At 64.6% G+C, this 11,752-nt stretch carries 9 protein-coding genes; 5 read left to right on the top strand and 4 right to left on the bottom strand.

The genetic code is table 11. From position 1 onward, the window contains the following. Positions 1 to 348: SDR family NAD(P)-dependent oxidoreductase (locus ACI3K3_RS16660; protein ID WP_404915629.1), on the top strand; the 348-nt coding region annotated here is incomplete at its 5' end. Between the two features lie 149 nt (positions 349 to 497). Further along, complete coding sequence (locus ACI3K3_RS16655) at positions 498 to 3,644, top strand: glycoside hydrolase family 2 TIM barrel-domain containing protein (protein WP_404915627.1); 3,147 nt, start codon at positions 498 to 500, stop codon at positions 3,642 to 3,644. A gap of 108 nt (positions 3,645 to 3,752) precedes the next feature. Here the strand turns inward: ACI3K3_RS16655 and ACI3K3_RS16650 are convergent, their stop codons facing one another. The 4 genes from ACI3K3_RS16650 to ACI3K3_RS16635 form a co-directional block, all read right to left on the bottom strand. Then, positions 3,753 to 4,133: a DUF779 domain-containing protein gene (locus ACI3K3_RS16650; protein ID WP_404915625.1), complete on the bottom strand. Its 381-nt coding sequence runs from the start codon at positions 4,131 to 4,133 to the stop codon at positions 3,753 to 3,755. Between the two features lie 17 nt (positions 4,134 to 4,150). Beyond that, positions 4,151 to 5,182 (bottom strand): alcohol dehydrogenase AdhP, encoded by a 1,032-nt coding sequence (gene adhP, locus ACI3K3_RS16645; RefSeq protein ID WP_404915623.1) that lies wholly within the window; start codon positions 5,180 to 5,182, stop codon positions 4,151 to 4,153. 95 nt (positions 5,183 to 5,277) lie between these two features. After that, on the bottom strand, positions 5,278 to 6,807 hold the full coding sequence (gene adh / locus ACI3K3_RS16640) for an aldehyde dehydrogenase (protein WP_404915621.1): 1,530 nt from the start codon (positions 6,805 to 6,807) through the stop codon (positions 5,278 to 5,280). Positions 6,808 to 6,977: 170 nt separating this feature from the next. Further along, positions 6,978 to 7,949, bottom strand: a complete 972-nt coding sequence (locus ACI3K3_RS16635; protein ID WP_404915619.1) for a GAF domain-containing protein — start codon at positions 7,947 to 7,949, stop codon at positions 6,978 to 6,980. A 195-nt stretch (positions 7,950 to 8,144) separates the two neighbouring features. Between ACI3K3_RS16635 and ACI3K3_RS16630 the strand changes: the two genes are divergently transcribed. The 3 genes from ACI3K3_RS16630 to ACI3K3_RS16620 are packed head-to-tail and all read left to right on the top strand — an operon-like array spanning position 8,145 to position 11,727. Next, complete coding sequence (locus ACI3K3_RS16630) at positions 8,145 to 9,743, top strand: TIR domain-containing protein (protein WP_404915617.1); 1,599 nt, start codon at positions 8,145 to 8,147, stop codon at positions 9,741 to 9,743. A gap of 9 nt (positions 9,744 to 9,752) precedes the next feature. Further along, positions 9,753 to 10,235, top strand: coding sequence for a nucleotide synthetase (locus tag ACI3K3_RS16625; protein WP_404915615.1), 483 nt, complete (start codon positions 9,753 to 9,755; stop codon positions 10,233 to 10,235). Between the two features lie 19 nt (positions 10,236 to 10,254). Then, entirely contained in the window at positions 10,255 to 11,727 is a 1,473-nt protein-coding gene (locus ACI3K3_RS16620; RefSeq protein WP_404915613.1) for a TRAFs-binding domain-containing protein, read from the top strand. The last annotated feature ends 25 nt before the right edge of the window (positions 11,728 to 11,752 follow it).

Here is an 11,752-nt window from a genome sequence, read left to right as displayed (position 1 = left end):
GGCGGGAAGGGGCCGGTGTTTGCCGCGCTTTCGGCACGCGTGGGGTCCATCAGCGACAACCGGCTCGGCGGCTGGCACGGATACCGCGCGTCGAAAGCCGCGCTCAACATGCTGGTGCGCAATCTTGCGATAGAGGAACGTCGTCGCAACGACCGCGCCATCGTCGTCGCGCTCCATCCGGGCACGGTCGACACGGCCCTGTCGCGGCCGTTTCAGGGCAATGTTCAGCCGGGCAGGCTGTTCGACGCCGAACGGGCGGCGCTGCAATTGCTGGACGTTATCGAGGGGTTGAAGATAACGGACAGCGGAAAGCTGCTCGATTACGAAGGCAGCGAAATTCCCTTTTAACAGCGCTCTGGACTCGCGAGCGGGTTGCATTCTCTCGGATATGGTATACGATTCACTGCGGGCGACGATGGTCGTGTCGCAGAATGAATTTTCGTCAGGAGCGCGCTGCACGGGCAGCCATTCTGGCGAACGAGAGAGGGGCGGGTTACTTGCGGAAATTCCTGAACGGTTGCGCGATCGGCGCGGTTGTGGCGGCTTGCCTGCTGGGTCAGGGCGCCGAGGCGCAACCCGCTGCCGCCGAATGGGAACAGCCCGAAGTAGTCCGCAACGGCGCGGAGCCCATGCGCACGACATTCGAGGGTTTCGAAACGCGCGCCGGTGCCCTGTCTGGCGAGGTGGCGAAGTCACGCTATCATCTCTCGCTCGACGGTGACTGGAAGTTCCAGCTTTCCCCGACTCCGGAAAGCCGTCCAGCGGATTTCTTCAAGCCTGACTTCGATGTGAGCGGCTGGGGTACGATGAAAGTACCCGGCATTCTTCAGGCGGAAGGGCATGGTCGCCCGGTTTTCGTCGGCAGCGGCTATCCCTTTCCGCGCAACCAGCCGTGGATCGATCATAGCCTCAACGAAGTCGGTTCCTATCGCCGGGACTTTACGGTTCCCGCCAACTGGTCCGGCCGCCGCCTGCTGTTGACGGTGGGCGCGGCGGGCGCGGCCTATTATATCTGGGTCAACGGCCAGCGCGTCGGCTACTCGGAGGATTCCAAGCTTCCGGCCGAGTTCGACGTGACCCGTTACGCCCGACCCGGCAAAAACACCGTCGCCATCGAGCTATATCGCTTCGCGGACGGCAGTTACCTGGAAGATCAGGACTTCTGGCGGGTCAACGGGATCGAGCGCAGCATCACGCTCTATGCCGCTCCGGCGACCCACATCCGCGACCTGACCATCGATGCCGGGCTGGAGAACGACTACCGCGACGGCAAGCTGGGTGTCAGTGTCGACCTGGCCGGTCAGCCTTCCGCGATGCGGGTTCGCGCGACATTGCTTGACGGCAAGCGCGAAGTGCTGAAGCGGGAGGGCGCTGCCGTGAGTGGCGTGGTTTCGCTGGCGGCAGCGGTTCCCGCGGTGCGGACGTGGTCCGCCGAAGATCCGCAGCTCTACACATTGCTCGTCGAGCTGATGGACGCCGACGGCAAGCTGGTGGAGGCGACCAGCCGCCGCATCGGTTTCCGCACGGTGGAGGTTGCAGGCGGCGAAGTGCGCGTGAACGGCAAGCGGGTGATGATCCGCGGTGTCAACCGGCACGAGCACGACCCTCGCACTTTCCGCATCGTGTCCGAACAGACGATGCGCCGCGATATCGAATTGATGAAGGCGGCCAACGTCAACGCCGTGCGCACCTCGCACTATCCGAACGATCCGCGCTGGTACGATCTGGCTGACGAATACGGCCTCTACGTCATGGACGAGGCCAATATCGAAAGCCACGGCTACCTCAGCCTCTCGCAGGAGCACGGTAACGATCCCCAGTATCTGCTGGGCAACGACCCCAAGTGGAAGGTGGCGCATCTCGACCGGGTGCAGCGCATGGTCCAGCGCGATCGCAACCACCCGTCGATCATCTTCTGGTCGCTGGGCAACGAGACGGGGATCGGCACGAACTTCGAGGCAGCCGGCAAGTGGGTGCGAGAGAACGATCCGACGCGCCTGATCAACTTCCTCGGCTGGAGCATGAGCAACTGGCGCCATCCGACCAACAGCTACGTCGATATCTTCGCGCCGATGTACGACGACGTTCCCAAGATGATCGACTATGCCAAGGATCCGGCCTTCACCCAGCCGCTGATCCTTTGCGAATATGCCCATGCCATGGGCAACAGCCTGGGCGATCTCCAGGGCTACTGGGATGCGATGCGCCGCTATCCCAAGCTGCAAGGCGGCTTCATCTGGGACTGGGTGGACCAGACCATGCTGCTCAAGGACAAGGACGGTCGCAGCTACTGGGGGCAGGGGCTCGACTACGATCCCGATCCGAAGGGGCCGGGAGTCCACGGCGACGAAAGCCCGGTGGGCGATGGCGTCATCCAGTCCGACCGCACGCCGGACCCCGAGTATTACGAACTCGCCAAAGTTCAGGCGCCGATCGCCTTCGTGCAGGAGGCGGGCGGTTACCGGGTCGTGAACCGCCATGACCACATCGATCTTTCGCGCTTCACGCTCGACTGGACCGTGATGGAAAACGGCAAGGATGTGGCGCATGGCGCGCTGACGGTGCCGGATGTGGCGGCAGGGGCTTCTGCCGGGATTTCGGTGCCGGTTCCGGCTGCCAAGGATCCTGCGGCGGAGCGCATTCTGGTCCTGCGTGCCCGCGCCAAGGCGGGCGCGGTGCCGACGCAGCCGGCCGGGCATGTCGTCGGCTGGGAGCAGTTCGCGCTTTCGGCCCCGGCCGTGGTTCCGGTCGCGGCCGGTGTCGTCGCGCCCAGCGAAAGCGCTGCGGCCCTGCGCCTCGCTTCTGGCGATGCGGTGCTGGAGATCGACAAGGCCACCGGCCTCGTCACCCGCTACGAGCGGGGCGGAAAGCTGCTGCTCACCGGCGGCGCGCCGAACTTCTGGCGCTCGCCCACTGACAACGACCTGGGCGCGGGCGTCGCCAAAAGCCACGCCATGTGGCAGCATTTCTCCGGAAATCGCCGGGTCGAGGCCATCGTGCGCGATGGCAACGCGATCGTGGTCCACCACGACATGGGCGTGGGCTCGGTAAAGACCGAGACGCGCTGGACGATGGCGGCGGACGGGACCGTGGGCGTGACCGTCCATTTCGAGCCCATTCGCGACACTCTGCCCGATCCGCTGCGGGTGGGGCTGGCCTTCGAAACGCCTGCCATGCTCGATCAGGTGCGCTGGTTCGGGCGCGGGCCGCAGGAGACTTATGCCGATCGCAAGACCGCTGGGCTCATTGCGCAATGGCAGGGGGCGCTGGCCGACCAGTTCCACGACTATGCCCGCCCGCAGGAGTCCGGCAACAAGACCGACGTCCGCTGGATCGAACTGACGGGAGGCAAGGTCGGGCACGGGGCCGAGCACATGGCCGGTCTTCGCGTTACCGGCGCTCAGCCTTTGTCCGTCAATGCGCTGGCCTTCCCCTACGCCGATCTCGCCGCGAAACCGCCGTCGCAGGCGCACAGCTCGGACATCCGCCCCCACGGCAACGGCACGCTGCTGATCGATGCGGCGCAGGCGGGCGTGGGCGGGGATACCGGCTGGAACCTCGATGGACGGGCCCATATGCCCTATCGGATTGAGCTGAAGCCGCTGACCTATTCGTTCACGATCGGGGCTGCTGGCGCTCGCTGAAGAGGGTGAGCCTCCCGTTCGACGCGCAAAGGGGCAGTCGAGAGAAATGGTCATCCTGAACTTGTTTCAGGATGACGTTGCGTTGGAACTACCTTGGTGCAGGGGGCGTCATTCCGTTCCCGAACCGCCTTCCAGCTTCCGCAACTCTTCTTCCCCGAAGACACGGCCGCGCGTCAGGAACCGGCGTTCGCGGCCGTTGTCGAGGCTGAACATGCCGCCCCGGCCGGGAACGACGTCGAGGATGAGCTGGGTATGTGCCCAGGCTTCCCCCTGCGCGCGGCCGATATAGACCGGCGCTCCGCCGACCTCGCCCAGCAGTATGTCGCCGTCCCCGATGCGGAACTCGCCTTGTGGATAGCACATCGGCGATGACCCGTCGCAGCAGCCGCCGGACTGGTGGAACAGTACCGGGCCGTACTCGGCGGTCAGCTCCGCGATCAGTTCCAGCGCTGCCGGGGTAGCGGCGACCCGTTCTACCTCGTTCGTCACCCCGGCCGTCTCCCGGTTCAGTCCGCCATATCGAGGACGACGCGTCCTTCGATCTGGCCCTTGTGCATGCGATCGAAGATCGTGTTGATATCCTCGATCCGTGCCGTCTCGACGGTTGCCTTGACCTTGCCCTGCGCGGCGAAATCGATCGATTCCTGAAGGTCCAGCCGGGTGCCGACGATCGAGCCGCGCACGGTGATGCCGTTCAGCACCATGCCGAAGATGTTGAGGGGGAAGTCGCCCGGCGGGAGCCCGTTGAGCGCCACGGTCCCGCCGCGCGCGGTCACGCCTATGGCCTGTTCGAAGGCCTTTTCGCTAACCGCCGTCACCAGCACGCCGTTCACGCCGCCGCCGGTTTCGCGCTTGATGATCGTTGCGGGATCCTCGTTGCGGGCATTGACGGTGATCGTCGCGCCCAGCCTGCGGGCGAGGTCCAGCTTGGCGTCGTCGATGTCGATGGCCGCCACGTTGAGGCCCATGGCGATCGCATATTGCACGGCCATGTGGCCCAGCCCGCCGATGCCGCTGATCGCCACGTAGTCGCCCGGCTTGGTGTCGGTGACCTTGAGGCCCTTGTAGACCGTGACCCCGGCGCAAAGTATCGGCGCGATCTCGGTGAAGCTGATATTGTCCGGCAGGTGCCCCACGTAGTTCGGATCGGCGATCACGTAGTCCGCAAAGCCGCCGTTCACCGAATAGCCGGTGTTGAGCTGGCTTTCGCAGAGCGTTTCCCAGCCGCCCATGCAGTGTACGCAGTGGCCGCAGGCGGTGTAGAGCCAGGGCACGCCCACCCGGTCGCCTTCCTTCACATGCGTGACGCCCGCGCCGACCTGGCTGACGAAACCCACGCCCTCGTGGCCGGGAATGAACGGCGGATTGGGCTTGACGGGCCAGTCGCCCTCGGCGGCATGGAGGTCGGTATGGCAGACGCCGGAGGCCTGGATCGCCACCTGGATCTGGCCGGGGCCGACTTCGGGCACCGGTACTTCGTCGATGGTCAGGGGCTTGCCGAATTCACGCACGACGGCAGCTTTCATGGTCTTGGCCATTACAACACTCCTGCTGGGAATTGGTAGTCGTCAAGAATAGGGGGCGCGCTCCGCTTTCGGGAGAGAGCGTAGCGGAGCGCGCCGGGGGATCAAGCTCAGAAGAATCCGAGCTTGCGAGGGCTGTAACTTACTAGCATATTCTTTGTCTGCTGATAATGATCCAGCATCATCTTGTGCGTTTCACGCCCGATGCCGGACTGTTTGTATCCGCCAAAGGCCGCGTGGGCGGGATAGGCATGATAGCAATTCGTCCAGACCCGCCCGGCCTTGATCTCGCGGCCGAAACGATAGCAGGTGTTGGCGTCGCGGCTCCAGACGCCCGCGCCCAGGCCGTAGAGCGTATCGTTGGCGATCGCGAGCGCCTCTTCGGCATCCTTGAAGGTCGTTACCGAGACCACCGGGCCGAAGATCTCCTCCTGGAAGATCCGCATCCTGTTGTGGCCCTTGAACACGGTCGGCTTGATGTAATAGCCGCCCGCGAGCTCGCCTTCCAGTTGCGCTGCCTCGCCGCCGATGAGCACTTCGGCGCCCTCCTGGCGGCCGATGTCGAAGTAGGAGAGGATCTTCTCGCGCTGTTCGGAAGAGGCCTGCGCGCCGATCATCGTCGCCGGATCGAGCGGATTGCCCTGCACAATGGCGGCCACGCGCTGTAGCGCACGTTCCATGAAGCGTTCGTAGATGCTCTCCTGGATCAGCGCGCGGCTGGGGCAGGTGCAGACTTCGCCCTGGTTGAGGGCGAACATCACGAAGCCCTCTATCGCCTTGTCGAAGAAATCGTCGTCCTTTTCGGCCACGTCCTCGAAGAAGATGTTGGGAGACTTGCCGCCCAGTTCCAGCGTTACCGGGATCAGGTTCTCGCTAGCATATTGCATGATCAACCGTCCGGTCGTCGTCTCGCCAGTGAAGGCGATCTTGGCGATGCGGCTGGACGAGGCGAGCGGCTTGCCCGCTTCAAGGCCGAAACCGTTGACGATGTTGAGCACGCCCGGCGGCAGCAGGTCGCCCACGATCTCGGCCCAGACCAGGATCGAGGCGGGGGTCTGTTCCGCAGGCTTCAGCACCACGCAGTTCCCCGCTGCCAGCGCCGGGGCCAGCTTCCACGCGGCCATCAGCAGCGGGAAATTCCACGGGATGATCTGCCCGACCACGCCCAGCGGCTCGTGGAAGTGGTAGGCGACGGTGTCGTTGTCGATCTCGCTGATCGAGCCTTCCTGGCCGCGGATCACACCGGCGTAATAGCGGAAATGGTCGATGGCGAGTGGCACGTCGGCGGCCATGGTCTCACGGATTGGCTTGCCGTTGTCCCAGGTCTCGGCAGTGGCGAGGCGTTCGAGGTTCGCCTCCATACGGTCGGCAACGAGGTTGAGGATGCGGGCGCGCTCGGCCACCGGTGTCTTGCCCCAGGCGTCCTTGGCCGCATGGGCGGCGTCCAGCGCGGCTTCGATGTCGGAAGCGTCCGAACGGGCGATTTCACCGATGACCCGGCCGTTGATCGGAGAGGTGTTCTCGAAGTAGCGGCCCGCCTTGGGCGCCACCCAGTTTCCGCCGATGAAGTTTTCGTAGCGGGCAGCGAAGGGAGCCTTGAGTGCGGCTTGTGCGGCGCGTTCCTGAACGGGGGCGTCCATGGGTCTATCCTCTCTAGCGGCGCCTGATGGCGTCTCGTCGAGGAGGAGTGTCGCGCAATGGAATGGATTGCGAAAGAAGCGGGAAGGGACTGTCCCGGCCGACTGTCTCAACGGCGAGACACTTCGCGTGATCTGAAAGGCCCCCAGTTCGGTACCGCCAGGTTGGCCCTTCAGCGCGAAAGACCGGCCCTTGCCATGCGCCGGTAGAACGTAGCGCGGCCCACGCCGAGAATCCGGGCGGCCGCGCTGGCGTTTCCGCCCGCCTGAGCCAGCGCCTGGCGTAGCGCCGTGCGGTCGCTGTCCTCGAAGGACGGGCCGCGGGATTGCGCGCCCAGCACCTGGTCCAGCGGGCGAGGCGCCCGAAGCATGGCATCGCTCAGTTTCAGGCGCGCCCGCGCCCCGCGACTGGCGCCGATGACCAGATCATCCCGATCCGTGGCCAATAAAGCGGTGCCATGGACCGGATCGTCCGCGAGGAACACGATACGCGATCCGACGTAGTGCATGCAGAAATAATCCCGCTCGATCCGCCGTGCCGCGTCGCGTACGAGCGCGGATACCAGTTCCGCCATGGCCGCGCCGTGGTCCTGACGATAGCTCGATACGTCGAGCGCGCCGGCGAGGCGTCCCTGCGGATCGTGCAGCGGGGCGTCCATGCAACTGATGCCCAGATTGCGACTGGCGAAGTGCTGGTCACGGTGGATGATAACGGGCTTGTCCTCGAACAGGCATGTGCCGATGCCGTTCGTGCCTTCCTCCGCTTCGCCCCAGCGGCCGCCCTCGACCAGGCCGACGGCATCGAACTCTGCCGCATCACCGGCGCCTACCCGGCGATCGAGCACGATGCCGGTGGGGTCGCTCAGCACTACCCCGCAGCCCGACCGGCCGACGGAACGGAAGACCTGATCCAGTACGGGAGCCGCCACCGCCAGCAGGGCGGCATGTTCGCTACGCCGCTGGCCCAGCGTGGAGAGATCGACGCGAGCCCGCTTGGCCCCGGTTCCCGGATCGAGCCCATGATGCAGCAGTGAGCGACACCACGAAGCGGTCACCGTGGAAACGCCCGCGCTGCTGGGCGAGTGTACCGCGTCGAGAACCACATCGATGTGGCGCAGCGCGGGGCTGGTGCCGTTCCGACTCATCGCATCTCCTCAGCGGAACATCATGGTTCAAGCCGGTGAAGTCAAACGGCTCCACGATTCGAGAGGCGAATCGGTGAAGACTACCCGCCGACCGATCGAGATTTCGCAACGCTTTTCGCGCGTTGCGCCGTCTTGCGCATCTGGTAGGGAGAGGCGGCGGGTAATGGGGCACTGGCAGATGATCGTTTGTCGCCGATGATGGCGGAAGAAGACATCGTTGAAAGCGGGGAAGCGCGCCATTACCGCGCGTTCCTGAGCTATAGCCATGCCGATGAGCGCTTCGCCGGCAAGCTGCACCGCTGGCTGGAAGCCTATCGGATTCCGGCGCGCCTCGTTGGTACGGTCAGCCGCGTAGGCGCGCGCCCGGTGCAAGTGCCGCGCCGGCTCACGCCGATCTTCCGCGACCGGGCCGAGCTTGCGGCGGCCTCCAGCCTAGACCAGGAAGTGCGCCAGGCGCTGTCGCAGTCCGACGTGCTGCTGGTGCTCTGCTCCCCGGCGGCGAAGAATTCCCGCTGGGTGGACGCCGAGATCGAGCTGTTCCGCAGCCTTCATCCGGATCGCCCGGTGATCGCAGCTTTGCTGGAGGGAGAGCCGGAGGAAAGCTTCCCGACCTCGCTGGTAGGCCCGGATGCGAACGGCGTCACGCACGAGCCCATCGCGGCGGACTTCCGCGCCGATCACGATGGGGCCAGGCTAGCGCGGCTGAAGATCGTCGCGGGCCTGACCGGCATCGCGCTCGACCAGATCATCCAGCGCGACGCACAGCGTCAATTGCGCCGTGTGATTGCCATCACGCTCCTGACCGTCCTGCTTACTCTATCGATGGCTCTGATGCTGATCTTCGCGCTTCGGGCGCAGAGGGAAGCCGAGCACCAGAGACAGCAGGCCGAAGGATTGATCGAGTTCATGTTGACGGACCTTCGACAGAGGCTGGAGGGCGTCGGCCGCCTCGATGTGCTGGGCTCCGTCAATGAACGGGCGCTCGACTATTATGCCGACCAGTCCGACCTGAACGCCCTGCCTGCGGATTCGCTGGAGCGCCGCGCCCGCATCCTCCACGCCATGGGTGAGGACGATCACAAGCGGGGCGAGTACGCGGGCGCCGTGGCCAAGTTCGCGGAGGCCCACCGTGTCACCGGCACGCTTCTTGCGGCCGACCCGCGCGATCCCTCGCGCATCTTCGCCCACGCCCAGAGCGAGTTCTGGCTGGGCTATGTGGATTTCATGGCCGGGCGTTATGAAAAGGCGCTGCCCCGCTTCATCGCCTATCGTGCCTTGGCCGAACACCTTGTTCGTCTCGCGCCGGAAAATCAGGCCTATTGGCGCGAACTGGCTTACGCGGAAGGCAATATTTGTACCATTGCGGTCACGCTGAAAGGACCGGAAGAGCAGCTCGCCGAATGCGGCAATGCCTTGAAGACGATGGAGCGCGTGGCCAGCATGGTGCCGGACGACCGCAGCCTGGATGCCGACATTGCCAATCGCCACGCCTGGATGGCCGACGCGCTGCGGGTGCAGGGCCGTAATGTCGAGGCGCTTGAGGAGCGGTCGCGTCAGGCGGCGATCGTCCAGCGACTGGTCAAGGAAGACCCCAAGAACGCGACCTATCAGCAGGACTGGATGCTGGCGCGCTATTCGAATGCGCAATTGCTCTATAGTCTTGGCGAAAAGAGCCGGGCGGAACAGCTGCGGGAGGAAGCCATGCAGGACGTGGCGCGGCTCATCGCATCGGATCCGGAAAACAATGACTGGCGACTCTGGCAGGCGAAGCTGGCAGCGCCTTTCGAACATTGAGGTGAATTCATGTCTACGCTCAACTATACGCAATACGGCCTATCGCCGTCGTTCGATCTAGGTCTTTCCGATGATGCGCAGGTCGTGCAGTTTCGCGTGACCCTGGCTGTAGAGGATTGCGCGATCGCGTTGCGATACGAAGTGGTCGGCGAGAAAGACCTGCATTACATTCCCATTACTTGCGACAGCAAGGTGGAAATCGAGCTGGTGGGCGATCAGCTCTATTTCTCGAAGGAATGGGACGCGATTACCACAAAGGAAGCCCTGTCTTCCTATTACGGCGGACTTGAATACAGTAAGTATGACAAGGAATTGGACCGCTATAAGGTAGTACGCTTCCAGGCCCGCTTCAATCGCGGCGGCAAGTTAGGGACCAAGCACCCCTTCAACATCAACGTTGATTTGCTTCAGGGGACGCGCTGCGCGCCGCAGTGGATCGGGCTCACCATCGATCCCGATATCAAGAATCCGCCGCCGCAGGGCGGACAGTAACTCGGCCGGAGGTGCACCCGTGACTCTTCCTGCCCTTGCCAGAATCAGGCAGATCGCGCGTGCCGGCGATACCTTGCGGGCCTGGCGGATGTTCGAAGCATCCGCCTTGCCGCAATCGTCGGCTCCCGAAGCGCTCAGTCTTAAGGGCAGGTTGCTCAAGGACCGCGGGCTGCGGAGCGAGGGGGAGGAAGGGCGAGAGCTGTTGCAGCAGGCGCAGGCAGCCTATCTTGCGGCAGCGGGCGATCGCCGGGCAACCTATCCGCTGATCAACGCGGCGACCATCGCCTTCCTCAACGACCGGGTGGACGAGGCTCGCGGCATTGCCCGGCATATCCTGGAAATCTTGCGCAGCGGCGCGCATGAGCAGGAAACCCGCTATTGGCTGGCTGCAACCGAGGCCGAGGCCTTGTTGCTGCTCGACGATGCCAAGGCCAGCCGCGAGACGCTGGAGCGCGCCATGGCCGCGGCACCGGAGGCATGGGAAGACCACGCCGTCACGCTGCGGCAGTTTCGCCAGATACTGAAGCGGTTGGGCCGTTCGCCGGACCTGTTCGATCATCTGGAGCCGCCGCCGAGCCTTTACTTCTACGGCATCATCGGCCTTCCGGACGATGAAAGCGAGGCTCGGGCAAAGCTGGAGCAGGCGCTGGACGAGATAAGGCCGGGCGCGGTTTTCGGTGCCTTGGCTGCGGGCGCAGACATTCTGGTGGCGGAGCTGGCCCTGGCACGCGGCGCTCGCCTGCATGTGGTACTGCCGACATCGATTGCCCGCTTCCGGGACATATCGGTCCGTCAATATGGGATGCGCTGGGTCGAACGTTTCGACCGCCTTGTCGAGGAGGCCGACGTCGTTGACGTGCTTGGCGGCAATTCAGAGCTTTCGCAGGCTGCCATCCTGGACGGTTCGCGGGTGGCGATGGGGCTGGCCTTGCGCCACGCGCGGATTCTGGCGACGCGAGCGCTGGCCTTGCACGTTTCGCGAGGAACCGATGATGCGGGTGGGTGGGAAGCCGATTGGCGTGCCCGTGGTCTGCTAGTGCGTGAGCTTGTGCTGGACGAAACGCTTCCTCCGAGAGGCGGCGGGCTGGCCCCGGCCTCCAGCCGGGCCATCCTGGGATCGCCCGGTCCGCTGCCCCCGATATCCGGCGGCATTCCGGTCGAGGAAATTTCAGGGGAAGGTGGAACGATCCGTGCCTTCGCGGACCTGCCGACAGCGATGGATCATGCGCTTGCCGTGCTCCGCAGCGCACCCGACCTGCAACTCGGGCTCGATCAAAGAGCCGTCGCATTGGACCACAACCTGGAGATCGATGGCGAACTGGCGATCCTGCTGGCCCGCGCGGCTCCGTCGGGCAGCATTTGCGCATCGTGGCCCCAGGCTGCCGCGCTCGATCTGCTGACACCCGACTGCCGCTTCGAATCGGCGGGAGAGATCGTCACCGCGATGGGGGATGTGCCTATCGGGCTGTTCTGTCCCCGATCCGCCTTCTGAAAAAGCTGCAATCGCGTCCACGATT

This window comes from Novosphingobium sp. ZW T3_23, from assembly GCF_044987305.1.
Classification (GTDB): domain Bacteria; phylum Pseudomonadota; class Alphaproteobacteria; order Sphingomonadales; family Sphingomonadaceae; genus Novosphingobium.
Note: the sequence above shows the minus strand (reverse complement) of the source record. Positions and strands in the feature narration are given on the sequence as shown.

What these genes read in the sequence shown, in the direction of transcription:
- adh (WP_404915621.1), bottom strand. Translation starts at nt 6,807, where the DNA reads ATGGACGCCCCCGTTCAGGAACGCGCCGCACAAGCCGCACTCAAGGCT.
- adhP (WP_404915623.1), bottom strand. Translation starts at nt 5,182, where the DNA reads ATGGCCAAGACCATGAAAGCTGCCGTCGTGCGTGAATTCGGCAAGCCC.
- ACI3K3_RS16630 (WP_404915617.1), top strand. Translation starts at nt 8,145, where the DNA reads ATGATGGCGGAAGAAGACATCGTTGAAAGCGGGGAAGCGCGCCATTAC.
- ACI3K3_RS16635 (WP_404915619.1), bottom strand. Translation starts at nt 7,949, where the DNA reads ATGAGTCGGAACGGCACCAGCCCCGCGCTGCGCCACATCGATGTGGTT.
- ACI3K3_RS16625 (WP_404915615.1), top strand. Translation starts at nt 9,753, where the DNA reads ATGTCTACGCTCAACTATACGCAATACGGCCTATCGCCGTCGTTCGAT.